Genomic DNA, 25,723 nt, shown 5'->3' with positions numbered 1-25,723 from the left:
GACACGCAGCACCTGCAAGCGCAACCTGCGGATGGGCCAGTTACGGCTTGACGACGGGTGGTCCTTTTCCTAGTCAACAAGCCAAACCAATCACCCTCCTGCGCAAGGAATCCGGCATGTTTTCTCTCTATTTCAACGACGACCGACTGGCCCTGCTGCACCGCCTCGTGGACCTCGCCCTGGAGGAAGACGGACGTGATCTGACCTCCGAAGCCCTGTTCCCGCCCGCTTCGCAACTGGAAGCGTCCATCGTGGCCAAGGAAGAAACCCTGGTCGCGGGCTTGCCGCTCATCGACATCGTCTTTGAACGCATGCGCGGCCCAAGGCCCCTCGTGACCCTGCTCGCATCGGACGCGGACGCGGTCACGCGCGGCCAGGAGGTTGCCCGCATCCGGGGTTCGGCACCCATCTTGCTCAAGGCTGAGCGGGTCATCATGAATTTCATCTGCCACCTCTCCGGCGTGGCCAACGCGACCAGGCGTTTCGTGCAGGCGGTGGAGGGAACCGGAGTGCGGGTGCTGGACACCCGTAAGACCACTCCCGGCCAGCGCTATCTGGAAAAATACGCGGTGCGCATGGGAGGGGGACACAACCACAGAGCCAACCTTGAGGAAATGCTCATGCTCAAGGACAATCACATCGATCAGGCGGGCTCCATCACCGCCGCCGTGTGCGCGCTCAGAAACGCCTACGACATCTGCCCGCCCCTGGAAGTGGAATGCCGCACGCTCGAAGACGTGCGCGAGGCCGTGAGTCTCTCGCCCCAGCGCATCATGCTTGACAACATGCCCGTCGGGACTGCGGCCGAGGCCTTGCGGCTCATCCCGCCTCACATCGAATCGGAGATCAGCGGCAATGTCACCCTGACGACCATCCGCGCCTTGGCCGAATTGCGGCCGACGTTCATCTCAACCGGCGCCATCACCCACTCCGCCACCGTCGCGGACTTCTCCATGCGCCTGACACAAAGTTCCCGGGAGAATGCATGAACCAGGAAATTTCCGCCATCAGGGACAGGCTCGGCAAAGAGCTGTGCATCCTCGCTCATCATTACCAGGCCGACGAGGTTGTCCGGCACGCCGACATCCTGGGAGACTCCCTGGAACTGGCCAGGCACATCGACGGCCTTGAGGCGCGGCACATCGTGTTCTGCGGGGTGCATTTCATGGCCGAAACGGCAGCCATCCTGGCCAGGCCGGAACAGAAGGTGCACATCCCCGACCTCGGGGCCAGCTGCGTCATGGCCGAGATGGTTCCGGCCCTCCTGGCAGAAGAGGTCCTCTCGCGGCTCAACCGCGACGGGGCGCGCATCATCCCCCTGACCTACGTCAACTCCTCCGCCGCCGTGAAGGCCGTCTGCGGCAACCATGGCGGCAGCGTCTGCACCTCGGCCAACGCCCCGACCATGCTGCGCTGGGCCCTTGCCCAGGGGGACGGGGTCCTCTTTTTGCCCGACGCCAACCTCGGCCGCAACACGGCCCGCATCCTCGGTCTGTCCGAAAACGAGATCGAGCGGCTCGACATTCGGGGTCAGGGGCGCTTCGTGCCCGCAGCCGACCCTGCACGCAAACTTTACCTGTGGCCGGGCCTGTGCGCCGTCCACGCCAAATTCAACGCCGGACAGGTGACGGCCATCCGCGCAAGCGAACCCCATGCCCTGATCTTCGTGCACCCCGAATGCGATCCTGAAGTCGTATCCATGGCCGACGGGGCCGGTTCGACCACCTTCCTCATCAAGGCCGTGGCCGAAGCGAAAAGCGGCAGCACGGTCTATGTCGGAACCGAATGGAGCCTGGTCAACCGTCTGGCGACCAGACATCCCGACAAGACCATCCGGCCACTGCGCAGGGCTCTGTGCTCGAACATGGCCAAGGTCAACGAAACAAACCTCGCCCGCATGTTGCAGGAGCTTGATACCGCCCTGCCGGTTCGGGTCGAGGAACACATAGCCCGGCCCGCCCGCATCGCCCTGGAGCGCATGCTGACCGCCTGCAGTTAGGAAATACGTCATGACACCCACCCGCATGAAAACTGAAGTTCTGGTCATCGGCTCGGGAATCGCAGGCTGCACCGCGGCCATCTGTCTGGCCGACAAGGGCCACGAAGTGACCCTGCTCTCTTCGGGCCCCTCTCTGGACAACGGCAATACAGCCCTGGCACAGGGCGGCATCGTCTACGGCAGCAGCGAGGACTCTCCTGAAAAGTTGGCGAAAGACATCGGCACCGCCGGCTGGGAGTACAACTACGAACCGGCCGTGCGCCATCTGTGCGAGGACGGCCCGAAGGCGGTGGAAAAGATCCTGTTTGAGCGCGTGCAGGTCCCCTTCGACCGCACGGAACAGGGGGACTGGTATCTGACCAAGGAAGGCGGCCACGGGGTGCATCGCATCCTGACCTGTGCCGACTACACCGGACGCGCAATCCAGGACAGCCTGGTCCGCGAAGTGCTGATCCATCCCAACATCCGCACCCTCTACAACCGGACGGCCATCGACCTTCTGGCCACGCGCCACCACTCCACCAAACTGGAATTCCGCTACCAACTGAACAACCAGTGCGTCGGAGCCTACGTTTTCAATTCGGAGACAAACGAACCCAACACCATCCTGGCCGACTACACGGTCCTGTGCACTGGCGGACTGGGACAGATTTTCCTGCACACGACCAACACCTCGTCCTCCATCGGATCGGGCATGGCCATGGCCCACCGCGCGGGCGCGACGGTCATGAACCTGGAATACATCCAGTTTCATCCCACCTCGCTTTTCCACCGCGCGGATCGCAAATTTCTCATCTCCGAGGCCGTGCGCGGCGAAGGGGCCCGTCTCTTCAACGCCAAGGGCGAACGCTTCATGGCCCGCTATGATGAACGCATGGAACTGGCCCCCCGCGACATCGTGACCCGGGCCATCGTCGACGAATTGCTCAAGACCGGAGAGGACTGCGTGTTTCTGGACGCCGCCAACTACGTGGACCAGAACCTGCGCAAACGCTTCCCGACAATTCACGAAAAGTGCAAGCAAGTCGGCGTGGACATGTCCAAGGATCCCATCCCGGTGGTGCCCGCCGCACATTATTCCTGCGGCGGGGTGCTGGTCGACAACAGGGGCCGAAGCACCCTCGACGGACTCTATGCGGCCGGTGAGATCGCCTGCACGGGCGTGCACGGGGCCAACCGTCTGGCCTCGACATCACTTCTGGAAGGGCTTTTGTGGGGCATGGCCGCGGCGGAAGACATCCATGAACGCTATGAAGGATCATGCCAATTGTGTCAGCGACTTCAGGATTCCATCGCCGACTGGATCACCTCCGGCAGGACCGAGATGGAGGACCCGGCGCTCATCAACCAAGACTGGGCTACCATCCGACACACCATGTGGAACTACATGGGCATCATGCGCACCACCCCGCGCCTGGAGCGGGCCTTCGAAGACCTGCGCAACCTGAACAAGAGGCTGCACTCCTTCTACAAATCAATCCGCATCTGCAAGGAGTCGGTGGACCTCTTCCATGGCTGTCAGACCGCCTACATCGTGACCACGGCGGCCTTGCGCAACAAGACCAGCCGGGGCTGCCACTTTCGCAAGAACTAGCAGGCCCGGCTGATCGCGGCCGAAGTCAGACCCGGCAGGGCACTAGCTTGGATCAAAGAGGAAATCGGTAAACAGCTCGCGAAAAAGGTCGCGCCCCTGCTCCGGTGACATGCCCCCCAGGACTTCCACTCCCGAAGACTGCACCCAGGCTGTCAAAAGGCCCAGGCAAACGAGATTGCGCTGCAGCAGGACATCTTCCTCACCGCTGCGCAGGGCCTGAAGATAATCTCCGTGCGAACTGACCGTGAACCCCTCCCTTTCAAGGATGAGGCGCATGATCCCGAGCCTGCTCCTCCTTTGCGCCCTGGTTCCCGTCCCGCCCTTGAAACGAAAACGGACGTACTTCTCCACGCCGTCCTCGCACGAACATTCCGCAACATACAGATTCTGCTCAAGTCGCAAGGTGCAGTGCATGAAAAACTGGGAAAGAACCGCGTAGCTGCTGTAATGCGGCACCGACGGGGTCTCTTCGTGACGCGCGGCGGACCAGGAAACGGCAGGGCAGACCAGCCCCAGCAGCAACGACCAGGCAGGGATGGAACGGACATCCTCCGTGGAGATGACGGCCCGCTCCGCCGCTGACGGAAAAAGCCCGCCGCCCAGATTGAAGATGTTGATGACCACGGGGATTTCAAGCCGCAGCTGCTTGATTCCGGCCAGACCCCGGGCAGGTTCCCCGGCAAAGGCAAAAATCTGGGCCAGACCCCGTTCCATGCACAGGCAAATCAGATCGTGCAGGGAGCGACAATGCTCAGGACGCAAGGCCTCGCCCTGATCCTTGAAAACGTGCAGCCTGGTGATGCGGGGCAGAACCTGGTCCAGACGCGCGACCAGGGCCGCTGAATCGGGAACGCCTTCCCAAAGGGCGCAATTCCTTTCTTTCGAAGCCGTATCGGCGGGAAAGACGGCCACTGTGAGTGGATGTTCCTCATCGGCAAGCCCCTTGGAAAGGCGCAGGGCGAGCGCCGATGGTGAAAACTTGCAGGCTGTGGCCTCAAGCCAGGCCTCAAGGAACTCCGTGGGCCGCACTCCTCCGACCTTGCCTATCATGACGGCATCGTCGCCGCTGCCGGCAAACACGCGCAATTCGAGAAATCTGCCGCCCGGAGCAAGCTCCACGGCCGCGATCTCCATCTCGGTGAGCAGCCGGTGCGGCAACGATCCCCCGCGTATCAGCTCACGGGCACGCTTACCCAAATCTTCGGTGGCAGGCTCATCCATCAAGTCCAACTGACGCAACAATTCGTCCAAGTTATGACGCATGTCGTTGGCTTCAATGAAATACTGAAACAAAGACGGCGTGAGAACGAGAACCGGGCCAGGGACCAATGGACCAAGACCCTTGGAAATCCAGGAGAAGGAGGCTTTGCCTTCCGGCGAATCGAGCGTCAGCAGATACGGGGGATTGGCGGACGTGGCCGCGTGTTCGGTGGACAGACGGGTATAAAAGCTCAATTTGGCGACCCAGTCGTGGGCGTCCATGAATTCCACGGGGTTCATGACCTGCAACTGGTCCACAAGATCGCGAATGCCGGTGCACAGCTGATTCGCCAACCCCGAAATGCGGCACCAGTCCACCACCGCCCCGCCCATGGACAGGTCCTCGAAGTGGGCCAGGAGTTCAAGACAGGTGCTGGTCTGCCGATGTATCCGGCAAAAGGCATTGTATTTGGGCCGGGGAATCGATCCGGGCGCGAACGACTCGAAACTCCAGTGCGAAAAAAGTCCTGACTGTCGCATCATCTATCTCCCCTTGCCAAATCCACCAGGCGTCGCTCCCGCAAACGCGCGGCCCGGCCCAAAAGGATGCCGCCGCCACACGGCGCGGTCATTTTCGGGGTGTATCGTCAGGCCCGCCGGACGGACGCTCATCCTCTTCAAGTTTACCAGGGGTTGCCCCGGTCGAAGGCTTGAGCAAATCCATGAAGGGAACCATCTGCGTTTCGTTGCCGTGCTTGCTCCAGTCCAGTATGCGCCGATAGAACGGAAAACGGCGCATGATTTTCCCGTAAGAAATCCGCACGGCAATGTATATGGGAAAAAAGAAAAACGGATAAAAGACGCTATCACCGATGCCCGGCACCGCAAAAGGCAAAGTGAGCGCAATGCCGCCAAAACGGATATCCAGCCAGGCCATGGCGAAAGGCAGCGGCCAGATGGACAGGGTGAACGCTCCGGCCTGGCTGAAAAAATACTTTCCGAATGCCTCATGCGCCTGTCTGTTGACGGCCTTGTACGCTTCCTTGTCGGAATGCTTCAAAGCCTCCACGGAGAGGTTGTGCTGTCGAACCATTTCATCACGGTATTTGCCATACACCTTGCGATTGAGCCTGCGGGCCAAATGCGATGTGAAATCTCCCGTGATCACACAAAGAAGACACAGCACGGCGAGGCCCGTCAAAAAACCGCCCCAGGGGTGAGCGAAGAGTCGAAATCCCCAGATAAACATGGGGTCCATCATCAAAAGAATATTACGTAGTGTTTCCATGCAACAAAAATGGCCCCGACAGAGCCGGGGCCATTGGGTGTGTTCGTTTTTACAAGTGGCGCCTAGCCGAACAGAAGTTCGATAACGCGGACGTTAAAGAAGCCCTTCAAGATATAGTCAATGCCTACATAGAAGGCAAGAACGATGAAGATGCGCTTGAGCAGTTTGTCGGAAAAGTACTTGGAGGTATGGGGACCGACGATGGAGCCGATGGCGACACCAACCATTTCCGTACCGATGAGAACCCAGTCAACGGGAGTGCCCTTGGTCATGAGGGTCAGGATACTGGTGACCATGCTGACCAGAACGGCCAGGGCGGAGGTGCCGGCAGCCAGGTACATGGGCAGCTGGGTAATGCTGGTCAGGAAAGGCACCAGCAGGAAGCCGCCGCCAACACCCAGGAAGGCCGCCAGGGCGGAGATGACAACACCGCCGACGACGGGCAGCACGGGGTTGAAGCTGAACTCGACGCCGCAGAACGTGAACTGAACCTTGGAAAAGGTGATTCCGAGAACCTTGACGCCGGTCGGGGCGGGGCCGCCGCCGGTGCGCTGAGCCTTGACAGCGGCTTCAAAAGCCTGCGCGGCCTGCTTGGCCTTGACCTTTTTGGACTGACCGGCAGGAGATGTCTCCCACAACAGGTAGCAACCAAGAGCCAACACGAAGAAACCGAACCAACCCTGATACGCGGAGAAGGAAACCTTGCCAGCCGACAGGGTTGCGGAACCCCATGCGCCAAGCAGCGAACCGGCGCCAAGGGCCAGGCCCAGAGGCAGCACAAGGCGTCCCATCTTGCCGTAGTTGATGGAAGAAATAAGGGCGGACAGACCTACAAGGAATTGGTTGGACGCGCGGATGGAGTCGGTCACGGTCTTGTTCAGATCGGGAGCGGTGCTCTTGAAGCCCTTGGCGTAGGCGCCAAGTCCAAAAACAGTCACGTGGCCGACACCGGCCATGACGCCGCCAAAAGCGCCGACAGTGGAGAAAATCCAGCCTACCCACACCGCCCAGAGCAGCGCCATGATGGGATTGATCTGGGGAGCGCCGGGGATGCCCAGAAAACCGGCGGGCTTGGCTGTATCGATCTGACCGGGTTCTGCTCCCACGGGAGCCTTGGCAATGGCCTGCTCCAGCTTGGAACCGGTGACGGCTGCCTTGGGTGCTTCAGGCGCGGCAGCGGCCTGGGCGGTTACTTCTGTCTGAGCAGCGGCGGGTGCGCCAGCTTCCTGCTGCGCCCAGAGAGGGCCGACAACGCTCACAAGCACAAACAGAGCGGACAAAACCAGAACACGAAAACGTTTAGACATAAATCCTCCCTTTTCTCCCATTTAAAAAATGAAACTAAGCTGAAAATTTCCGAGCAGTTATCGGACGTCACCACCAGACTCGGCTCGTCTTGAAAAGATTGTTTCGCCTACCACTGTTTCAAGGAAAATGGCAAACTAAGATTTTTCATAGCCAGCTTTGCTCCTTTTGTCACATTTTTCACCAAACTTTCCTCCAAATCGCCCTTCCAAACCCCTCTCACTCGTTATTAATTTCACAATTACTACCCTTGCAAAACTCAGTGTCTTACATCCCGACATCCCCCAAAAACAATCCACAATGCCAATAAAAAAAGGCGCCCCGAAGAGCGCCTTACTGAATGTCAGGAAAGAACCGTACTTCAGGCAGTGGCAGGTGCGGGATGCTCATCGACATCGATGCGGGGCTTGAAGAAGGCCAGAATCGGAGCGCCCACGAATACGGACGAATAGGTGCCCGCCACAACACCGACGAGCATGGTCAGTGCGAAATCATGAATCACGCCGCCACCAAAGACATACAGGGAGAACACGGCCACGAAGGTCGTGCCTGCGGTGATGAGCGTACGGGACATGGTCTGGTTGACCGACTTGTTGATGACAACGTCAAGGGAAGGCGAAACCTTGGCCCGGATGTTCTCACGAATGCGGTCGTAGATGATGATGGTATCGTTCAGGGAATAGCCGACAATGGTCAGGAGCGCCGCGATGATGGTCAGATCGACATCCTTGTTCAGCAGGGAGAAGAGTCCCAGCGGAATCATGACGTCATGGATAAGAGCGACAATGGCTCCAAGAGCGTACTTGAGTCGCAAGACGACACACAGCACCAGGGCCGCGACGGTCGCGACGATGACGGACAGGCTTGTGGGCGCATTGAGAAAATCAAGCACGTAGACAACCGAAGCCAGTCCGGCGGCCATGAGTCCGGCAACCATCCACTTCTGCTCGAAACGTCCGGAGATGTAGGTGGCTATGAGCAGGACCGCGTAGAAAATGGCCTCCAGGGCTTTCTCGCGCAGATCGGCGCCCACCTTTGGGCCGACCATTTCAAGACGCTGAATTTCATGGGTCACCCCGGGGAAGGCGGACTCAAGCCCGGTATTCACGGCTTCACGGACCTGATTGGCGGTCTGCTCGGAAAAGGACGCCCGCAGCAGGATCTCGTGATCCCCGGCGTCGCCAAAATCCTGGACCACAAGACCGGTCAGGGCGGGGCTGTCGAGGGCCATGCGGATCTTGTCCAGCTCAACGGACTGGCTGAACTTGACCTGGACGTTGAAGCCGCCGGCGAAATCGATGCCGTATTGCGGGCCGCCCTTGACGAGCAGGGACAGGAACCCGGCCAGAAGCAGCACGGCGGAAAGGACATACGCGTACTTACGCATCCCGACAAAGTCGATGTTCGTGTCGCGTTTGATAATTTCAAAGGACATGGTCTGCTCCTTAAATGCTCGGTTGGGTGCCGGGCTGCCGTCTGGCCAGCCAGGAGTCGAAGAAGATACGGGACACGAAAATGGCCGTGAACATGGACGCCAGGATGCCGAGCGTCAGGGTGACGGCAAAGCCGCGCACAGGGCCGGTACCGAACTGGTACAGGATGACTGCGGCGATGATCGTGGTCACGTTGGAGTCGATGATGGTCTGGGTCGCCCGGTTGAAGCCGTTGTTGATGGCGGCGGCCACGGACTCGCCGCGCCGGAGCTCTTCACGGATGCGCTCGTAGATGAGCACGTTGGCGTCAACGGCCATGCCCAGCGTCAGGATGATGCCCGCGATGCCGGGCAGGGTCAGCGTGGCACCGAACGCCGCAAGGCCAGCCAGGATGAGGCAAATGTCGAGGATGATCTCGAATGCCGCGATCAGTCCGGCTCGGCGATAGTAGATCGACATGAAGACCACCACCAGCAAGCCGCCGATCGATGCGGCCATAATGCCTTTGTCGATGGATTCCTGTCCAAGGGAAGGTCCAACCGATCGCTCTTCGAGAATGTTCACCGGAGCGGGCAGGGAACCGGCCCGAAGCACCACGGCCAGATCATGGGCCTCTTCGGTGGTGAACTGTCCGGTGATGGATGCACGGCCGCCGCCGATGCGGTCCTGGATGACGGGCGCGGAATGAACCGTGCCGTCGAGCACGATGGCCAGACGCTTCTTGATGTTCGCGCCGGTGACCTCTTCGAAGATGCGGGCTCCGCGCGCGTTGAAATTCATGCCTACATATGCCTGCCCGTAGGAATCGAACTGCACGTTGGCGTCGGTGATGTACTCGCCGGTGAGCACGACCTCGGATTTGAGCACGATGGGCGTCTTGACTTCCGAGGCGCCCCTCTTGTCCTGCAAATAGGCAAGCTCGCTCTCGGCAGGAACCGTTCCGGCCACTGCGGCCTGCACGTCGGCGCCGTCGTCGACCAGCTTGAATTCCAGATGTGCGGTGCGTCCGATGATGTTGATGGCCCGCTTGGGATCGTCAAGGCCCGGCAGCTGGACGATAATGCGATTGCCCTGCTGCTTGCGGATGTCGGGCTCGGCAACTCCGAACTGGTCGATGCGGTTGCGGATGGTCTTGAGGGCCTGATCCATGGTCAGATCCTGGAGATACTTCACATACTCAGGGGTGACGCCCAGCACATAGCGCAGCTGCCCGTTACCGCCATCGTCGGTGGAAATGATCTCCATGCTGCCGAAGCGGGCAGCCAGCAGCGCATCCAGTTCCGTCCGCTGCTCCTGCTTGAGCAGCGTGAATTCGAGCCTTCGACTGTCCAGAAGACGCGGGCGCAGGACCGGAATTTTCTTTTCCCGGGCTTCAAGGCGCAGATCCTGCCCAATGCTGGTGACGGCATTGCCCAAAGCGGCATCAAGATCCACACCCAGAGTCAGATGAATTCCGCCTTTGAGGTCAAGTCCTAGGCCGATTTCATCAGAAGGAAGCAGCGCCCCCAGCGATGAATTCCGAACCGAGGGAATTGAGGGCAGAACATGTATCAGGGCCAAAAAAATCACGAACGCGGCAAGCAATGCCCTCCAGCGCAAACTACCCATGAGCATCATCCTTATCCAAATCAAACAGGTTGAATGTTGCCAAAATCTCAATCAGCAGCCGGAACCCAAAGCCCCGGTCACGCATACAAAACAAGGCCTGTTCCCGGTTACGGAAACAGGCCTGCCTTATCGTATGCCGTATGAAAAGGCTACTTTTTCTTGTCCTTGGGCTTGCTGCCGCCATCGGCAGGGACGAGACCAGAAATGAAACCGCGACCGACCTGGACGTGCATGTCATTGCCGAGATCAAGGGTCAGGACATCTTCCTTGGCCTCGACCACGCGGCCATGCAATCCACCGGCGGTGACCACGCGATCGCCGCGGGTCAGATTCTCAAGCATCTGTTTGTGCTCTTTCTGCTTTTTCTGCTGCGGGCGGATAAGCAGAAAATAAAAGATCACGAACATCAAGATAAGGGGCATGAAGGTCATCAGCGGATTGCCGGGCTGACCTCCGGCCGCAGGGGCCTGTCCCATGGCATGGGCGAGATTTTCAAAAAACATGGTGTTCCTCCATTACGAATTGTCGCGAAAACTTGCGGTCTGGCTACACTGGCAAAGCCTGAAATACAAGGCCAAAGCGGACTAGATCCCCAGAATCTCCCGAAACTCGGCTATCTCCTCGCGCACTTTGCGAAGCTGTTCCTGCTGCGGAGGGGTCTGGGCCAATGCTTCGGACTTTTGCAGGTGAAAATTATATTTACTGAATTTTCTTTTGTATGCGAATGACTTGGCAAAATTCAAGTGTGCTTCGAAAGCGCGCCCCATGGCTGCCTGGTAGCGGGCGAGATATTCCAGCACCTCGGCATCCCGGGGAACGGCCTTGAGCACCCGCTCCATCGCCGAAACGCTGGCCGCGTGATTCCCCTGCTCGGCCACTGCCCGCGCATAGAAAAAGAGGGCAAAGAGATCGTTCGGGTCACGCAGGACGACTTCCTGAAGATATTTCGCAGCGGTTTCAAGGTCTCCGTACTCGAAGGAAAAGCGTCCGTATTCACGCATCCACAACGGGTCATTGCCGTTGCATGCCAGAGCTTCATCAAAGCGGATCTTGGCCGCCTCGATCTGGTGCAATCTGCTGAGGGCGATGGCTTCGCCAAGCACAAAGGGACACGTCGATTTCCCGGAGGACGTGAAAATGGCCTTGGCGGTGTTGGGATCCGTGTACCAGGCCTGGACCAGCAGCTTGACGCGTTCGAAGGCCTCGTTGTCGGAGGCGCGGTTTCGCACGTTGGCGGGCAGCCGGGCAATGCGCTCCTGCATGTAGACCACGCGATCATCCATGCCCGGATGCGTGGACAGGTACGAGGGGACATCCCCTCCGCCGCCAAGCCACTGCAATTTACGGATCTTGTTGAAGGCGCTGGTCATCCCCGCCGGAGCAAAGCCGGCATCAACGAGATAGCCGAGGCCGTATTGGTCCGCATCCTTCTCGTTTTCACGGGTGTATTTGAGCTGCATGGCCTTGGCCCCGGCCACGGATCCGAGTACCAGGGCCCCGGCGCCATCCCCTCCCCCCTGGGAACCGACCAGCACGCCGGCCAGGATTCCGAGCAGGGAGCCGGCCCCGACCAGCTGGCTCTTCTCTATGGATTTGGCGATATGCCGTTCGGAGACATGCGCCAGCTCATGGGCGATGACGCTGGCCAGCTCGTCCTCGTTGTCCATGTTGGCGATCAGACCCGTAAAAATCGTGATGTGCCCTGCTGCCGAGGCAAAGGCGTTCAGGGCGGAATTCCTGACCACGGTCGTCTTGATGGGAAAAGGCTGGGGAGGCATGGCCGCGATCAGACGATCGACCAGCGACTGCACGTAACCAATGATTCGGGTGTCTTGGATCACGGGAAAGCGAGTCTCGATAACCAGATCGAACTTACGCGCAAGCTCAAGCTCATCGCGAATGGTGAATTCACCGAAATTTGAAAAAACAGAACTGGGAAAGACCAGGGCAATCAGGCAGGCAAAAACAAGAACCCGCTTGCGCATGCCCCGGACACTGGTCATGACACGACCCTCCTCGGGTCCACGAGTACCGCACCGCCTCGTTTGAAGCCGCTGAGCAGAAAACGCCGCACGGGGCCCATCTGCTCAAGCTCGCCACGACGCAAGGCCTCGTCTGCTGAAAGCTCGCCATCGCGTTCCTTGAGCCGCAGCTGGAAATACTCCCGAAAGATGTCTTCGACCTGGGCATAGGACTCGGCCCCGAGCTGATCCAGATCGGAACGACTGATGCCGAGCCCATCCGTGGGCACGGCTTCGATGGCTGCCTGCAGGGGCGCAGGATCGGTCAGGCGCGCACAGAGCATGCGGGCCAGGTCGTATTCGACGCTTTTGGGCACGAGCTGAATGGGACTGACATCCCCCACGTCGCCATGCAGGGTCCAAAACCCGGTCAGAAGTTCATCGAGTTGATCCGTGGAAAGGACGCATCCACCGTGAATCTGGGCCATGTGGTAGAGAAAGAGCATGCGGGTGCGGGCCTTCAGGTTGCCTTCTGCCACGGGGGAGGAGCCGGGGCAGATGCCTGCGAAGGTGCTTGAGATCTGCTGGTACAGCGCGGTGAAATCCTGAAGATGAGCAAAGGAAGCGCCCTTGGGAGGATTGCCGTAGGCCTGGGCGACGCTCAAGCCTCGCGCGGTCTCCTCGGGGGTGTTTGTCGCGATGGGCAGGCAAAAACCCAGGTATGGAATGCGCCGATGATGCAGCAAGGCCGCAAGAAAGGAGGAATCGATTCCGCCGGACAATCCCATGACGTAGGCCTTCAGGCCCGAGCTGCGCAGGTATTCCTGCAGGAAATCGCCCAAGGCATCGAGGAGCTGTTCGGAAGGCTCGATCGCAAGCAGATCGAGCCACAAAGCAAAATCGTCGTCGCGAGGACATTCCATGCGGGGCAGGGCAGCCATGCAACCTCCTTTTTCAGGAATTCATCATGTCCAGAAAATCTTTGTTGCTCTTGGTTCCGCGCATTTTGTCCAGCAGGAAATCCATGCTGTCCACGGAATTCATGGAGGCCATGATGCGACGCAGGATCCAGACCTTGTTCAGGACATCGGGGGCAAGCAGGAGCTCTTCCTTGCGGGTGCCGGAACGGTTGAGATCGATGGCCGGGAAGACGCGCTTGTCGGAAAGATGGCGATCAAGATAAATATCACAGTTGCCCGTGCCCTTGAATTCCTCGAAGATGACCTCGTCCATGCGCGAACCGGTGTCGACAAGAGCGGTGGAGATGATGGTCAGGCTGCCGCCCTCCTCGATGTTGCGGGCCGCGCCGAAAAAGCGCTTGGGCCGTTGCAGGGCGTTGGCGTCAAGGCCGCCGGACAGAACGCGTCCCGAGGACGGCGTGGTCGCGTTGTAGGCCCGGCCCAGACGGGTGATGGAATCAAGCAGGACCACCACGTCGACCTTGCGCTCGACAAGACGCTTGGCCTTTTCGAGCACCATCTCGGCCACCTGCACGTGCCGTTGCGGCGGCTCGTCAAAGGTTGAACTGATGACCTCGGCCCTGACCGTGCGCTCCATGTCCGTGACTTCCTCGGGCCGCTCGTCGATCAAAAGGACGATGAGGTAGGCATCGGGATGGTTGACGCTGATGGAGTTGGCGATGGCCTGCATGAGCATGGTCTTGCCGGTACGAGGCGGGGCCACGATGAGAGCGCGCTGGCCTTTGCCGATGGGAGTCATGAGATCGAGGATGCGGGCGGAGTAGTTTTTGTCGCCGTTTTCCAGGCGGAACTGCTCGTCGGGATAGATGGGGGTGAGGTTGTCGAAAAGAACGATGCGCTTGGCTTCTTCGGGTTCGCGGAAACAGATCTCCTTGACCCGCAGCAGCGCGAAGTAGCGCTCCCCTTCCTTGGGCGGACGGATCTGCCCGGAAATGACATCGCCGGTGCGCAATCCGAAGCGCCTGATCTGCGAAGGCGAAACGTAAATATCGTCAGGGCCCGGCATGTAGCTGTACATGGGCGAGCGCAGAAAACCAAATCCGTCGGGCAGGATTTCAAGCACGCCTTCGCCGAAAATGGAACCGTTTTGGGAAGCGCAGGCCTGAAGCAGGGCGAAAATAAGCTCCTGCTTACGCAGACCGCTCATATTTTCAATCTGATACTCGCCGGCAATGTCCATAAGTTCGGACATGGACTTGGTTTTCAACTCAGAAAGATTCATAACAAACCCTCATAACAATGAAATGGCTGGGACCTGAGACCGCAGAAATGGAACAGACCAAAAAGAAAAAAGCATGTACAATGCAAAATTCGAAAAATAATAATGGAATATAGGAGTACTCTGATATGAATATGAAGCCCTTCAAGGGATCAATAAGGAAATTATGAACATCTGCTTGCGGACTTGTAGTGTCAGGCAGGAATGGATTAAATATTTAGCTGATCGCAGAATAAAAAACAAGGGGCCAATGGCCCCTAATCAACCTCGGCCTCGCTTTCTGCGTCCTTGGCATGGAGAATGTCGGCAAACAAGTCTTCAATGGACTTCTTCACTTCAGCCTGATCCTGCTTCAAGGCAAACGAGAGTTCAAGAGAGATCAGGCCCATGGCCTGCTCCAGCAAACGCCGCTCTCCGAAGGACAGTTCCTTGTCCTTGCCGATGAGGATGAGTTCTTTCAGCACATATGCGACATCGCGCAAATCGCTGCTTTTGAGTTTTTCGGAATATTCGCGATAGCGGCGATTCCAGTTCTGGCCGGAATAGCCTGTAAAGTCGCTCCTGTCCTGGAGGTAGACGCGAATCTCCTCCGCCTGCTCAGGAGAATAGACACCACGCAGTCCGACATTTCGGGCGTTCTTCACAGGGACCATCAAGGTGACGTTATTGCTCAATATACGCACGATGATCAGTTCAGTGGCAACGCCGCCGATCTCCTGGGTCTCAATCCTTTCGACCTTACCGACCCCCTGAGCGGGATAGACGACAAGTTCATCAACTGAAAACACAAGTGACCTCCAGAAATACGTAATCGAACTGCAAAGGAAGATGACTATAGATCAAAATCAAGACGGCGTCCACTAGGAGCTGGAACAGACAACTGGCTTCAGCGGGTATGAAGACGGCTCGTGGCCGCTGTCAGACCTTCTCGGCAATAATGCACGACCGCGTCACGCGCGATGTCGAGGGTCTCGGCGACCAGCTCCCATTCGGCGGGCAGGAAGGAGCGCAGCACGTAATCGGCCATGGCCTCGCTGCCCTCCGGACGTCCGATACCCAGACGTATCCGGGCGAAATCGCGGGTGCCAAGATGCGCCGCCACGGATTTGAGCCCATTGTGACCGGCCAGTCCACCGGAAAATTTGAGACGAACCGTACCCAAGGACAGGTCGAGCTCGTCGTGGGCGACGAGTATCCGATCCGCTGGGATTCCGTTCTTTCTGCTAAGCTCTCCCACCACTTGACCGCTCAGATTCATGAAGGTCAGCGGCTTGACGACGATCCAGCGCCGGGCACCGTAATCCTCGTTTACCTCCCAAAGCTGCGCGTTGAGACGCGCGCTGCGGGCGGTGCAGACAGTTCCGGTCTGACCGGCCCAGTACTCAAGGAGGTGATCCGCGAGCATGAAACCGAAATTGTGCCGGGTCCGGGCATACTTTGTACCCGGATTGCCCAGACCTACTATCAGGCCGTCATATGTCATGGGGAACCGTCAGAAAAGAGGGTGGTCGAAAAAGAAAAGAGGGTCCTGCCAAGGCAGGACCCCGGGAATGTCAAACTATTCTTCTTCTTCGCCGGCCTTGGCGCCACGGGCGGTCTGAATCGCGACAACGGGGAAGTTGCGCTCGTAAACAGCCTTGACCCCTTCGGGCAGAACGAGCTGATCGACAAGCACCTTGCCACCGATTTCAAGTTCGGTCACGTTGACGACAACGGAATCGGGGATGGCGGTCGGCAAACAGCGCACCATGACACGTTCCTGCAGGATCTCCAGCTTGCCGCCCAGCACGACGCCCTTGGCGCGACCGACGGTCTCGACGGGGATGGTGACCTGCACTTCCTTGTCAAGCTCGATACCAATGAAGTCCACGTGGTCATAGCGACGCTTGACCGGGTGCTTCACGAGCTTCTTGAACAGGGCGTTGCGCTTCTGCACTTGACCGTCAACTTCGATCTGCAGCTCAATCATCTTTGAGTAGCGAACCTTTTCGAAAGCCTTGCCCAAAGCCAGGTTGTCTACGGTAAAGGAGATATTTTCACCCTTAGAGTTGTAGAACACGCCGGGAACCAAACCATTGGAACGCAAACGGGAGCAAGGGCCTTTTCCCCTTTCCTCACGAGGCGTTAACTGCAAACTTGCGACTTCAGACATGCTTTTCTCCTTTATTCATCAACTAAAAATCAATCTCTTGTCTGTCCGGGTTCAGCTGAACAGAACACTGACGGAAGATTCAGAATGGATATTATGTATAGCCTTGGCAATAAGACTGCCAACGGAAATTACCTTGAACTTGTCACTGCTCAGAGCCTGGGCATTGAGCGGTATGGTGTCGGTCACGATGACCTGCGAAAATGCCGAGTTGTTCAGACGCTCCACGGCAGGCCCTGACAGGACCGCGTGGGAAGCGCAGGCAACGACATCCTCGGCACCGTTTTCGGCCAGCATGTTTCCGGCCTCGGTCATGGTGCCGGCAGTGTCGATCATGTCATCAAGAACAACGGCAATCTTGCCCTTGACGTCGCCGATGAGCTGCATGGCATGGGCCTTGTTCGGTCCTTCGCGACGCTTGTCCACGATGGCCAGCCCGACACCAAGCCGCTTGGCATAGGCTCTGGCCCGCTCCGTGCCACCCGCATCGGGCGAAACGATAATCAGATTATCGCCGAGCTTACGTATATATTCAAGCAGAACCTGAGCCGCATAGAGGTTGTCCACGGGCTTGTTGAAGAAACCCTGGATCTGCCCGGAATGCAGGTCGATGGTCAGAACGCGGTCCACGCCGGCCACCGTGATGAAGTCAGCCACCAGCTTGGCGCTGATCGGCGCACGGGGCACGACTTTTCGGTCCTGACGGGCGTAGCCGAAATATGGCACCACCGCCGTGACCCGGCCCGCGCTGGCGCGCTTCAGGGCGTCGAGCATCAGGCAGAGTTCCATCAAGTTATGGTTGACTGGAGCGCAGGTGGATTGCACCACATACACGTCGTCACCCCGAACGTTGTCGCCCATTTCGACGCGGATCTCTCCGTCGCTGAACTTGTCGACCAGAGAATGGGTCAACTTGCAGCCCAGATGATCACAAATGCGGGCAGCCAAAGCCGGATTGGCGGTTCCCGTGACGATTTTCAGCTCGCCCATGCGTGGCATAATCTGTCCTTGGATAAAAAAATGGCTGGGGCGGGAGGATTCGAACCTCCGGATGACGGAACCAAAATCCGTTGCCTTGCCAGCTTGGCGACGCCCCAACATAGGTCGCCCGGTTTTTTAGGCCTGTGGCTTCCTTTAGTAAAAGAAAAAGAGCGTCGGGTTTGCAGACCCGCAGCCCAACCCTCAACCTTCACGAATTCAAACCCAGAGGTTCACCGGACCTGCTTGCGTGGCATGCGTGCCCCATGGCCCGCATGGCGCCGGCACATCGGTTCGCACACTCCACGGAAGAAAAAAGAGCCACAAAACTTGAACCGCTTCCACTCATGACGCATGCGTCCGGAAAGTGATTCAGTATTTGCTTTTTGACCTCGTAAAGCGCTGGAAATTCATGAAAAACGACTTCTTCAAATCCATTCCAAAGCTTGGGCGGTTTCGTGAAGCAAAGACTCATAATAGGGCTGTTTTCGGGTGTCAACTCTTTTCTTGGGCGCACGCTTCCGTTTGCGCGCATCTCGTCCCATCGCCTGTAGGCCCATCTGGTGTTGACGTGTACGGCGGGACAGACCACCAGCAGCGTGTAGTCGGCCAGATCGCAGGCCACCGGTTCGAGCTTCTCGCCAATCCCTGTGACCCAGGCTGGTGCGTTGCCCAGAAAAAAGGGCACGTCGGCCCCCAGCGTCAGGGCCAGTCCGGCCAAATCACCCCTGGCCAGGGCGTGGTCACCGGCCCGCGCGTTGAGCCAGGAAAGAAAGGCGGCCGCATCGCTGCTGCCGCCTCCCAGGCCTGCACCCATGGGAATGTTCTTGTGCAGATGCACCGACACGCCCGGAGCAAAACCTGTCGTCTCGGCAAACCTCTGGTACGCCCTGGACAGGATGTTCTCTTCGGTGCCGAGATCCGAAGCGGTGCAGGACAGGCGCAGGCCCTGCCCGTCAGACAGGTGCACGTCCAGAATGTCGCAAGGCGCGGGGAGCGGGTAAAAGAGGCTCTCAATCTCATGATAGCCGTCTTCCCGCACCCCGACGATGTCCAGATAGAGGTTGACCTTGCAACCTGCCCGAAGCTTCCAGACCGTGCTCATCCTTGCGTGCTCATCCCAATGTGCTCCCGGTTCGTGTTTCTAGGGCAAGGGCACGGTGCGGAAGACGTTGCGTCCCTGACGCTTGATCAGCAGCATGACAACGCCCTTTTCCTTGCCGTCTCCCTCGATCACGGCCCGCAATGCCTTGACCGTATTCACGGCCTTGCCGTTGGCTTCGAGGATCACATCGCCGGCGCTCAAGTCGTTTTGCGCAGCCTTGGAACCCTCGCTCACCTCAACGACAAGAAGCCCCCGAGCCTGCTCAAGTTCCAGCGCCTTGGCCTCGGCTTCGGTCACGGGCCTAACGCTCAGTCCAAGGACATCCTCGCCCTGGCTGCCCGGAGCGCCGGGCCTTCCCTGGGCCACCTTTTCCGCGCTGCGCTCGCCCAGAATCAGAGGAATCTTGACGGTCTTGCCCTCGCGCCAGACCGAGAGGTCGATCTTCACGCCGGGCAGCAGATCACCGATCTTGCGGGTCAAATCGCCGGCGTCGGCCACGGGCACGCCATCCACGGCGACAATCACGTCTCCGGCCTTTATTCCGGCCTTTTCCGCCGGGTCTCCAGCGGTAACCGAAGAGACGAGAGCGCCGCGCGCCACATCAAGTCCCAGGGCCTTGGCGGAATTCTCGTCCACGTCCTGGATGGACACGCCGAGCCAGCCCCGCTTCACGATCTTGTGTTCCTTGAGCTGCTCGATGACCTGCCGGGCCAGATGACTTGGTATGGCAAAGCCGATGCCCTGCCCCGAAGCCACTATGGCCGTATTGATGCCGATGACCTGGCCGTCCATATTGATGAGCGGTCCGCCGCTGTTGCCGGGATTGATGGAGGCATCGGTCTGGATGAAGTTGTCGTAGGGACCGGCGCCGATGGTACGACCCTTGGCGCTGACGATTCCGGCCGTGACGGTGTGGTCAAGCCCGAAGGGGTTGCCTATGGCCATGACCCACTGCCCGACCCTGAGCGCGTCGGAATCCCCGAAGGTCAGAAACGGCAAGGGCTTGTCGGTCTTGATCTTCAGAAGCGCCAGGTCCGTCTCCTTGTCCGTACCGATGACCTCGGCGTCGTAGGAACGGTCGCCGTTCTTGTCGACCTGCAGGTTGACCTTGATGGAATCCGCGCCTTCGATGACGTGGTTATTGGTGACTATGTACCCGTCAGCGGAGAATACAAAGCCCGATCCCAGCGAGCGCTGCTCGCGCGGAACGCCTTGTCCCTGCTCCCCGAAAAAGCGCTCGAACTGGTCGAAGAAATCTCCGAACGGGTGCTGTCCCTGCGGCCCCTGCCGGAAAAACTGCTGCATGTTGCGCTGATTTTTGACGATCTTGACGGTGCTGATGTTGACCACCGCCTGGCCCGACTTTTCCGCGAGCTCCGTGAAATCCGGCAGCTGCGCGGCCATGGAGGCCGAGGCCACAAACACGAACATGATGGTAAGGAGTCGAATTGCATATTTCATGAGAGACCTCCGTGTCTTGTTGACAACCTGCGAAAAGCATCGATCATGCCAGAGTCAATCCACTGATCGGCAAGGAAAAAAAAATTGTGCCTCGGCTTGTCGTGCAAAATCCCGCACATCTGCAATCGGCAACAGAAATTTACGCCTCATTTCTGCACTTGCGAAGCGCCCGGCTCCAGCAGGAAGCGCATGGCCATCCACTCCGACCAGTACATCCCGCCCCAGCCCGAGCCCACGAAACCCACATGACCGCCGGTCGGGGGCGTGAGCAGGGTCAGGCGATCGTTGGCGCGGGCCTCTTCGGCGGGATAGCAGCGCGGCCCCAGAAAAGGATCGTTGGTGGCGTTGATGATACATGTCCGCCGGTCGATCCCGGTCAGGTACTGCCGAGAGCTGGAGCGTCGCCAGTAGTCGAGCGCATCGCGGAAACCATGCAGCGGGGCCGTGAAACGGTCGTCAAACTGGCGAAAGGTGCGCAGCGTCTCCACGCCTTTCAGGTCGAGGGCTCCCGGAAAAAGCCGACCCTTCTCGATAATCTTCTTTCGCAGCTGGTCAAGCAGGTAGCGAGTGTAGAAGGCGCACTGCGGACGGGCCAGGGCCCGGGCAGAATCCTCCAGATCGCAGGGCACGGAAATGGCCACGGCCGAGCGCACGAACTCCGGAATGATGGATGGGTCCTCTCCAAGATACTTGAGAATGACGTTTCCGCCAAGGCTGAATCCGACCAGGTGCACGCAGTTGTAGCGACCCAGGGCCTCGATCATGAGCAGGGCCTCGTGCAGGTCGCGGGTCCAGCCCGAATGATACATGGAGACCTTGCGGTTCGGCTCCCCGCTGCACCCCCTGAAGTTCATGGCCACGGCGTCAAGCCCGCGCTCCCGCGCGGCCTTGACCATGCCCAGCACGTATTTGCGCCTGGAGTGCCCTTCAAGGCCATGCATGATGAAAACAAGACTGCGGCTCCCCTCCCCCCGGGACCAGTCCAGGTCCACGAAGTCTCCGTCCGAGGTCTCAAGACGCTCCCGCTCGTAGCACGCGTCCGCCATGGGGCGGAACAACGGCGGGAAAAGCGTCTGGACATGCCCCGAGGAGAAGGGAAAGGCTCTCGCCAGCCGCACCAACGTCTATTCCTCCACGCTGACCCGGGTGATGATGACCGGCTCCTTGGGCACGTCCTGATGAAAGCCGAAGCTGCCCGTGGGCACGCCCGCGATGGCGTCCATGACTTCGATCCCCTCGACCACCCGCGCGAACACGGCGTAGCCGAAATCCCGCGAGCCGTGATCCAGAAACGCGTTGTCGCGCAGATTGATGAAAAACTGGGAAGTCGCGCTGTCCACGGCCTGGGTTCGGGCCATGGCCAGGGTGCCGCGCTGGTTTTTGATTCCGTTGTCGGCCTCGTTCTTGATCGGATCGCCGGTCTTCTTCTCGCTCATGGTCTCGGTCATCCCGCCGCCCTGGATCATGAAATTGGGGATGACGCGATGGAAGATCGTTCCGTCGTAAAAGCCCTCGCGCACATAATTGAGAAAATTCTCGCAGGTCAGGGGGGCCTTGTCCGCGAACAGTTCAATCTTCAGCGTACCCTTGGAAGTTTCCATTACTATCATTTCTTGAGTCTCCTGTTTATTTCTTGCGCGCCAGGCAGATTCCGTCCTGCTCCGGCGCATGATTCGGTAAGAATGCGTAAATGTTGACCGCGTCCCAACGACTGTCGTCCTGGATCAGGACGTTGAAGGTTTCGGCGTCGGCAAAGGCGGTGTTGTCCGCGACCAGCAGCCCTCCGGGGCGAAGCAGGCGGTGACAGACGGGTTCAAGTTCCGCGTAGTAGCGCTGGTCCACATCCAGAAAGACCAGATCGAAGCCTGCATCTCCGAAAGGCAGGGCGCGGGCGTCAGCGCACAGCAGGGCGCAGCTCTCCCCCAATCCGAAGGACGCAAGATTGGCCCGCGCCTCGCGGCAATGGGCCTCGTGCATGTCCACGCCAAGGACAATCCCGCCCGTATCTCGCACGGCCCTGGCCAGAAAGGTCGTGGAATAGCCCACGGCCGTACCCAGTTCAAGCACGCGCACAGCGCCCATGATCCGGCACAACAGCGCAAGCAGACCGCCCATGACCGGCCCGATGACCGGAATCCCGCGTGCGGCTGCTTCATCGGCCAGCCTGCGCAGGCCCCGTTCCCCATCCGGAACCAGGGCGCGAAAACTGGCGTGCGGATCTTTCACGAGCCTGGGCACGTCGTCCACTCCAGCACCAGGGCATCCTCGCCGCTGTCGGCGTAATATGCCCTACGCACCCCCACCTGCACAAAACCGCAGCTCCCGTAAAGAGCCCGGGCCGCGAGATTGCCGGCGCGAACCTCAAGAACCACACGCTGGGCGCCGCCCAGGCGCCCCTGCTCCAGAAAAAAATGCAGCACCGACCGGCCAATGCCCTGACCGCGCAGCGCGGGAGCCACCGCCACGTTGACTATTTCAAGCTCTCCCGCCACACTGTATGCCGTCAGATATGCGCACAGTCCGTCAGGCTCAAAGGCGCCCACGGCCAAAAAGCGATCCTGCCCAAGAAGCTCCCTGAAATGCTCCGCGTCCCAGGCATCGGCAAAAACCCGGGCCTCCAGGGCGGCAAGCGCCGATGCATCCCGAGGCTCAAGCAAGCGCAGCTCAAGACCCTTTTCAACCATTTCCACCTCTTACCAGCGCGGGAATTCATGTTTTTGGAAACAGGCCAGGAAAAAATTCACGTCGTGGACGAAAACAACCTGCCCCTGGCCATCATGGCTTCGGAGCAGGTCCATCTGCAGGGACTCAGGCACAGGGGTTTTCTGCTCTTGCTGACGGATGCCCAGGGCCGCCTCTTGCTGCGCAGGCTGAGCAAAAGCCACCCCCTGTATCCGGGGCGTTGGGACATCGTGGGAAGCGGGCACATCCTGGCCATGGAGGCCGCCGAGGAGGCCGCCGAACGGCATCTGCCCCCCGTCGCGGCCGATCTGACCGGAAATCTGCGGCATGCGCGGACTCTGACCGAAGGGGCGGGAACGGGCAACGAAATCGTGGAGGTCTTTTGCGCCGGACTTTCAAGCCAGGCCGCCAAGCTCCTGCTTCAGGATCTCTCCTTCATGGCCGTGGACCCGGACGAACTCGGCGCCCTGGCAACATCCTATCCAGACCAGCTCTCCCCGACGCTGCTGACCGTATGGAACGCACGCCTGCATCGTCCGGACACATCTAGTTGATATAGACCTTCGAAAAACACGCCTCATCCTCAAGAGAACGCCCCGTCCCGCGCACCACCGTGGTCAGGGGGTCATCGTCGATATGCACCATGAGCGAACTCTGCTGCGTGATGAGTTTGTCCAGGCCCTTCAGAAGCGCCCCGCCTCCGGCCAGAAGCAGGCCGTTGGTGGCGATGTCCGCGACCAGCTCGGGCGGGGTCTTCTCAAGGGCCCTGCGCACGGCCGCGACTATGGCCGCGACGGGCTCCTTGATGGCCTCGCGCACGTGCGAGTCGTTCAGGATGACGGACTTGGGGTTGCCGTCGACCAGGTTCTTTCCCGCCACCCGATACTGAAGAGGCTCGGGCAGGGGCACGGCCGAAGCGATGTGAATCTTGGCCGCCTCGGCCATGTTTTCGCCGATCAAAAGCTGAAATTCATCCTGCACGTAGCGCTGGATGGCGTCGTTGATCTCGTCCCCGGCAATGCGCACGGATTCGGAATAGGCCACGGCGGAAAGCGAAATGACCGCCACTTCCGTGGTTCCGCCGCCGATATCGACCACCATGTTGCCCCTTGGTTCGTGGATGGGCAGGCCCGCGCCGATGGCCGCGGCCATGGGCTCCTCGATGAGTTTGACCTCGCGCGCTCCGGCCTGCAGCGCCGACTCGATCACCGCCCTCTTCTCCACCTGGGTTATTCCCGCAGGCACGCAGATGACCATGCGCGGCTTGACGATGCGCATGCCGGTAATGGCCTTCTTGATGAAATAGGAGATCATGGCCTTGGTGACCTCGAAGTCGGCGATGACGCCATCCTTCAGGGGACGCACGGCGCGAATCCGCTCCGGGGTGCGGCCCAGATATTCCTTGGCCTCCCGGCCCACGGCCAGAATGGCGTCATTGCGGATGTCGAGAGCCACTACCGAAGGCTCGTTGAGCACGATCCCATCCTTGGGCGAATAGAGAAGCGTGTTGGCCGTGCCAAGGTCCATGGCCAGATTTTTACCGAGAAAACCGAAAAGCTTGCTGAAAAACATATTCGCACTGCCTGACTTAAGGGTGATAATCGGAATTGTCGAAATCGAGGGCGTCGCCCGTATCGTTTACGCTGGGCGGGGCAAAACGCCTGACCTTGTTCCTCAGATACAGATTCTCCAGAAAAAGAGCCAGATAATCCGCGGCCATGTTGGCAAAGGCCCGGATTTCATTACTGATGACCCGGCTTTCGCGATCCCCGAAGACCAGTACGCCCCGACAACGGGTATGCACCTTGAGAGGGAAAGCCATAAGTGTGTTCAACACCGGGCCCGGGATGTCGCGGCCAAAAAGAGGCGTGCGGCCAAGCTCGCTCTTGCCGTCGCCGAAAAAGACAGGCTGATTCTTCTTGAAGACCCAGCCCAAAAGTCCGCTGCCCGTGCTGAACGACTGCCTGGCAGTGAAATTCTCGGGCATGAAGGGTTTATTGCTGCCTTCAAGGAGGTAGTTGTTCCCCCACTCGTCGCTGACCACGAGGAAGGCGTATTCGTAACCGCTGGCCCCGGCCAGAAGAGCCAGATAGCGGTTCAGGAAATCCGTCCATTTGGGATGCTCCTCGCGCAGGGCATAGACCTGTTGCAGCACGCGATACAGGGCCTGTTCTTGGCAGGAGACCCCCCCCTCTCCGACATCGTCAATGATGGCGGCCACGACCAGGGCAAAGAGGGACAGCAGACGCTGGTCCTTGGAAGTGAAGGCGTAGGTCTTCTTGCTGTCCATGCACAGGGCCCCTAGCCCGCCGGGCAGGGGGCAGCCAACGAAAACCTTGATCTGCTCGTCCTGCTCCATGCCGTAATAGCCGAGAAAGGTATTCTTCTCGTCGAACTTCTCGACGACAAGCGGCGAGTCGTTCTTGAGAATCCAGCCCACCAGGCCCTGTCCCGGCTCGATCTTCGCGCCCTTGCGGATGGAGTCTCCAAGGCTGAAGGCGGTGGTCAAATCGAAAGTCCCGACGGAATTGCGGCAAAAGAGAACCACCGAATAAGCGTCAAAAACGCTGCCGATGCTCTCCAGCAATCTGTCCAGGGAAGGGTATTTCATGGTCATGGGATGAACACTCTCACGGCGTGCCTAAGGTTCGAAACACGCATCAAGGCAAAAATTCGAACATACAGGGAATGAGAACGCTCTTCAACCACCGGAGCGGCCGGTGGCACGAGCTGAAAATCCTGTTTACTGGCAACGCAAAAC

Annotated in this window: 25 protein-coding genes and 1 tRNA gene; 4 read left to right on the top strand and 22 right to left on the bottom strand. The window is 59.2% G+C overall.

What is annotated here, in order from left to right:
• Positions 1–116: 116 nt before the first annotated feature.
• Genes nadC through nadB form a run of 3 tightly spaced genes read left to right on the top strand, consistent with a single transcriptional unit; the run spans position 117 to position 3,593 of the window.
• Positions 117–989 (top strand): carboxylating nicotinate-nucleotide diphosphorylase, encoded by an 873-nt coding sequence (gene nadC, locus BMZ40_RS04080; protein ID WP_092372845.1) that lies wholly within the window; start codon positions 117–119, stop codon positions 987–989.
• Positions 986–1,999: a quinolinate synthase NadA gene (gene nadA / locus BMZ40_RS04075; protein ID WP_092372844.1), complete on the top strand. Its 1,014-nt coding sequence runs from the start codon at positions 986–988 to the stop codon at positions 1,997–1,999. The genes nadC and nadA overlap by 4 nt, the downstream gene beginning before the upstream one ends.
• 10 nt (positions 2,000–2,009) lie before the next feature.
• Positions 2,010–3,593: an L-aspartate oxidase gene (nadB, locus tag BMZ40_RS04070; RefSeq protein WP_092372843.1), complete on the top strand. Its 1,584-nt coding sequence runs from the start codon at positions 2,010–2,012 to the stop codon at positions 3,591–3,593.
• Between the two features lie 42 nt (positions 3,594–3,635).
• Here nadB and BMZ40_RS04065 read toward each other — a convergent pair whose 3' ends face one another.
• The 20 genes from BMZ40_RS04065 to rimI all read right to left on the bottom strand — a co-directional run bounded on the left by BMZ40_RS04065 (position 3,636) and on the right by rimI (position 22,964).
• Positions 3,636–5,336 (bottom strand): hypothetical protein, encoded by a 1,701-nt coding sequence (locus BMZ40_RS04065; RefSeq protein WP_092372842.1) that lies wholly within the window; start codon positions 5,334–5,336, stop codon positions 3,636–3,638.
• Positions 5,337–5,421: 85 nt separating this feature from the next.
• Positions 5,422–6,042: a hypothetical protein gene (locus BMZ40_RS04060; RefSeq protein WP_177193008.1), complete on the bottom strand. Its 621-nt coding sequence runs from the start codon at positions 6,040–6,042 to the stop codon at positions 5,422–5,424.
• Between the two features lie 101 nt (positions 6,043–6,143).
• Positions 6,144–7,388 (bottom strand): sulfite exporter TauE/SafE family protein, encoded by a 1,245-nt coding sequence (locus BMZ40_RS04055; RefSeq protein WP_092372840.1) that lies wholly within the window; start codon positions 7,386–7,388, stop codon positions 6,144–6,146.
• Positions 7,389–7,747: 359 nt separating this feature from the next.
• Positions 7,748–8,821: a protein translocase subunit SecF gene (gene secF, locus BMZ40_RS04050; protein ID WP_092372839.1), complete on the bottom strand. Its 1,074-nt coding sequence runs from the start codon at positions 8,819–8,821 to the stop codon at positions 7,748–7,750.
• Positions 8,822–8,831: 10 nt separating this feature from the next.
• Positions 8,832–10,427, bottom strand: coding sequence for a protein translocase subunit SecD (gene secD, locus BMZ40_RS04045; RefSeq protein ID WP_092372870.1), 1,596 nt, complete (start codon positions 10,425–10,427; stop codon positions 8,832–8,834).
• 149 nt (positions 10,428–10,576) lie between these two features.
• Positions 10,577–10,930 carry a preprotein translocase subunit YajC gene (gene yajC, locus BMZ40_RS04040; protein WP_092372838.1) on the bottom strand — a complete coding sequence of 118 codons (354 nt, stop codon included), beginning with the start codon at positions 10,928–10,930 and terminating at the stop codon, positions 10,577–10,579.
• An 81-nt stretch (positions 10,931–11,011) separates the two neighbouring features.
• Positions 11,012–12,430, bottom strand: a complete 1,419-nt coding sequence (locus tag BMZ40_RS04035) for a beta-barrel assembly-enhancing protease (protein ID WP_092372837.1) — start codon at positions 12,428–12,430, stop codon at positions 11,012–11,014.
• Positions 12,427–13,329, bottom strand: coding sequence for an NAD(+) synthase (nadE, locus tag BMZ40_RS04030; protein ID WP_092372836.1), 903 nt, complete (start codon positions 13,327–13,329; stop codon positions 12,427–12,429). The genes BMZ40_RS04035 and nadE overlap by 4 nt, the downstream gene beginning before the upstream one ends.
• A gap of 13 nt (positions 13,330–13,342) precedes the next feature.
• Positions 13,343–14,590, bottom strand: coding sequence for a transcription termination factor Rho (gene rho / locus BMZ40_RS04025; RefSeq protein WP_092372835.1), 1,248 nt, complete (start codon positions 14,588–14,590; stop codon positions 13,343–13,345).
• Between the two features lie 254 nt (positions 14,591–14,844).
• A complete protein-coding gene (locus tag BMZ40_RS04020) occupies positions 14,845–15,375 on the bottom strand; it encodes a CarD family transcriptional regulator (protein WP_092372834.1) in 531 nt (176 codons plus the stop codon).
• A 98-nt stretch (positions 15,376–15,473) separates the two neighbouring features.
• The gene (gene pth, locus BMZ40_RS04015) at positions 15,474–16,070 is read right to left on the bottom strand and encodes an aminoacyl-tRNA hydrolase (RefSeq protein ID WP_092372833.1); all 597 of its coding nucleotides are present in this window, start codon (positions 16,068–16,070) and stop codon (positions 15,474–15,476) included.
• A gap of 75 nt (positions 16,071–16,145) precedes the next feature.
• The gene (locus BMZ40_RS04010; protein WP_092372832.1) at positions 16,146–16,739 is read right to left on the bottom strand and encodes a 50S ribosomal protein L25; all 594 of its coding nucleotides are present in this window, start codon (positions 16,737–16,739) and stop codon (positions 16,146–16,148) included.
• 51 nt (positions 16,740–16,790) lie between these two features.
• A complete protein-coding gene (locus BMZ40_RS04005) occupies positions 16,791–17,735 on the bottom strand; it encodes a ribose-phosphate diphosphokinase (protein WP_015772896.1) in 945 nt (314 codons plus the stop codon).
• A 22-nt stretch (positions 17,736–17,757) separates the two neighbouring features.
• Positions 17,758–17,833 (bottom strand) — tRNA-Gln (locus BMZ40_RS04000).
• A 92-nt stretch (positions 17,834–17,925) separates the two neighbouring features.
• Positions 17,926–18,819, bottom strand: coding sequence for a 4-(cytidine 5'-diphospho)-2-C-methyl-D-erythritol kinase (gene ispE / locus BMZ40_RS03995; protein WP_092372831.1), 894 nt, complete (start codon positions 18,817–18,819; stop codon positions 17,926–17,928).
• 39 nt (positions 18,820–18,858) lie between these two features.
• Positions 18,859–20,280 carry a DegQ family serine endoprotease gene (locus BMZ40_RS03990; protein WP_092372830.1) on the bottom strand — a complete coding sequence of 474 codons (1,422 nt, stop codon included), beginning with the start codon at positions 20,278–20,280 and terminating at the stop codon, positions 18,859–18,861.
• 146 nt (positions 20,281–20,426) lie between these two features.
• Positions 20,427–21,398 (bottom strand): YheT family hydrolase, encoded by a 972-nt coding sequence (locus BMZ40_RS03985; protein WP_245751020.1) that lies wholly within the window; start codon positions 21,396–21,398, stop codon positions 20,427–20,429.
• 6 nt (positions 21,399–21,404) lie between these two features.
• Positions 21,405–21,890, bottom strand: coding sequence for a peptidylprolyl isomerase (locus BMZ40_RS03980; RefSeq protein WP_092372828.1), 486 nt, complete (start codon positions 21,888–21,890; stop codon positions 21,405–21,407).
• A 16-nt stretch (positions 21,891–21,906) separates the two neighbouring features.
• Positions 21,907–22,518 carry an O-methyltransferase gene (locus BMZ40_RS03975; RefSeq protein ID WP_092372827.1) on the bottom strand — a complete coding sequence of 204 codons (612 nt, stop codon included), beginning with the start codon at positions 22,516–22,518 and terminating at the stop codon, positions 21,907–21,909.
• Positions 22,503–22,964 carry a ribosomal protein S18-alanine N-acetyltransferase gene (gene rimI, locus BMZ40_RS03970; RefSeq protein ID WP_092372826.1) on the bottom strand — a complete coding sequence of 154 codons (462 nt, stop codon included), beginning with the start codon at positions 22,962–22,964 and terminating at the stop codon, positions 22,503–22,505. The genes BMZ40_RS03975 and rimI overlap by 16 nt, the downstream gene beginning before the upstream one ends.
• 27 nt (positions 22,965–22,991) lie before the next feature.
• Between rimI and BMZ40_RS03965 the strand changes: the two genes are divergently transcribed.
• Complete coding sequence (locus BMZ40_RS03965; protein WP_092372825.1) at positions 22,992–23,516, top strand: NUDIX hydrolase; 525 nt, start codon at positions 22,992–22,994, stop codon at positions 23,514–23,516.
• Here BMZ40_RS03965 and mreB read toward each other — a convergent pair.
• Together mreB and BMZ40_RS03955 are read right to left on the bottom strand one after the other, a co-directional pair.
• On the bottom strand, positions 23,509–24,534 hold the full coding sequence (gene mreB / locus BMZ40_RS03960) for a rod shape-determining protein (RefSeq protein ID WP_092372824.1): 1,026 nt from the start codon (positions 24,532–24,534) through the stop codon (positions 23,509–23,511). The genes BMZ40_RS03965 and mreB overlap by 8 nt on opposite strands.
• Positions 24,535–24,550: 16 nt before the next feature.
• Positions 24,551–25,579 carry a GAF domain-containing protein gene (locus BMZ40_RS03955; RefSeq protein ID WP_092372823.1) on the bottom strand — a complete coding sequence of 343 codons (1,029 nt, stop codon included), beginning with the start codon at positions 25,577–25,579 and terminating at the stop codon, positions 24,551–24,553.
• Between the last annotated feature and the right edge of the window lie 144 nt (positions 25,580–25,723).

The sequence above is a fragment of the Desulfomicrobium apsheronum genome (assembly GCF_900114115.1).
In the GTDB taxonomy this organism is placed as follows: Bacteria; Desulfobacterota; Desulfovibrionia; order Desulfovibrionales; family Desulfomicrobiaceae; genus Desulfomicrobium; species Desulfomicrobium apsheronum.
Note: the sequence above shows the minus strand (reverse complement) of the source record. Positions and strands in the feature narration are given on the sequence as shown.

What these genes read in the sequence shown, in the direction of transcription:
- nadE (WP_092372836.1), bottom strand. Translation starts at nt 13,329, where the DNA reads ATGGCTGCCCTGCCCCGCATGGAATGTCCTCGCGACGACGATTTTGCT.
- rimI (WP_092372826.1), bottom strand. Translation starts at nt 22,964, where the DNA reads ATGGTTGAAAAGGGTCTTGAGCTGCGCTTGCTTGAGCCTCGGGATGCA.
- BMZ40_RS04060 (WP_177193008.1), bottom strand. Translation starts at nt 6,042, where the DNA reads ATGTTTATCTGGGGATTTCGACTCTTCGCTCACCCCTGGGGCGGTTTT.
- nadC (WP_092372845.1), top strand. Translation starts at nt 117, where the DNA reads ATGTTTTCTCTCTATTTCAACGACGACCGACTGGCCCTGCTGCACCGC.
- BMZ40_RS03990 (WP_092372830.1), bottom strand. Translation starts at nt 20,280, where the DNA reads ATGAAATATGCAATTCGACTCCTTACCATCATGTTCGTGTTTGTGGCC.
- rho (WP_092372835.1), bottom strand. Translation starts at nt 14,590, where the DNA reads ATGAATCTTTCTGAGTTGAAAACCAAGTCCATGTCCGAACTTATGGAC.
- BMZ40_RS04005 (WP_015772896.1), bottom strand. Translation starts at nt 17,735, where the DNA reads ATGCCACGCATGGGCGAGCTGAAAATCGTCACGGGAACCGCCAATCCG.
- secD (WP_092372870.1), bottom strand. Translation starts at nt 10,427, where the DNA reads ATGGGTAGTTTGCGCTGGAGGGCATTGCTTGCCGCGTTCGTGATTTTT.
- mreB (WP_092372824.1), bottom strand. Translation starts at nt 24,534, where the DNA reads ATGTTTTTCAGCAAGCTTTTCGGTTTTCTCGGTAAAAATCTGGCCATG.
- BMZ40_RS04010 (WP_092372832.1), bottom strand. Translation starts at nt 16,739, where the DNA reads ATGTCTGAAGTCGCAAGTTTGCAGTTAACGCCTCGTGAGGAAAGGGGA.
- BMZ40_RS03955 (WP_092372823.1), bottom strand. Translation starts at nt 25,579, where the DNA reads ATGACCATGAAATACCCTTCCCTGGACAGATTGCTGGAGAGCATCGGC.
- BMZ40_RS03980 (WP_092372828.1), bottom strand. Translation starts at nt 21,890, where the DNA reads ATGATAGTAATGGAAACTTCCAAGGGTACGCTGAAGATTGAACTGTTC.
- pth (WP_092372833.1), bottom strand. Translation starts at nt 16,070, where the DNA reads ATGACATATGACGGCCTGATAGTAGGTCTGGGCAATCCGGGTACAAAG.
- yajC (WP_092372838.1), bottom strand. Translation starts at nt 10,930, where the DNA reads ATGTTTTTTGAAAATCTCGCCCATGCCATGGGACAGGCCCCTGCGGCC.
- BMZ40_RS04035 (WP_092372837.1), bottom strand. Translation starts at nt 12,430, where the DNA reads ATGACCAGTGTCCGGGGCATGCGCAAGCGGGTTCTTGTTTTTGCCTGC.
- BMZ40_RS04055 (WP_092372840.1), bottom strand. Translation starts at nt 7,388, where the DNA reads ATGTCTAAACGTTTTCGTGTTCTGGTTTTGTCCGCTCTGTTTGTGCTT.
- BMZ40_RS04065 (WP_092372842.1), bottom strand. Translation starts at nt 5,336, where the DNA reads ATGATGCGACAGTCAGGACTTTTTTCGCACTGGAGTTTCGAGTCGTTC.
- nadA (WP_092372844.1), top strand. Translation starts at nt 986, where the DNA reads ATGAACCAGGAAATTTCCGCCATCAGGGACAGGCTCGGCAAAGAGCTG.
- BMZ40_RS03965 (WP_092372825.1), top strand. Translation starts at nt 22,992, where the DNA reads ATGTTTTTGGAAACAGGCCAGGAAAAAATTCACGTCGTGGACGAAAAC.
- nadB (WP_092372843.1), top strand. Translation starts at nt 2,010, where the DNA reads ATGACACCCACCCGCATGAAAACTGAAGTTCTGGTCATCGGCTCGGGA.
- secF (WP_092372839.1), bottom strand. Translation starts at nt 8,821, where the DNA reads ATGTCCTTTGAAATTATCAAACGCGACACGAACATCGACTTTGTCGGG.
- ispE (WP_092372831.1), bottom strand. Translation starts at nt 18,819, where the DNA reads ATGAGCACGGTCTGGAAGCTTCGGGCAGGTTGCAAGGTCAACCTCTAT.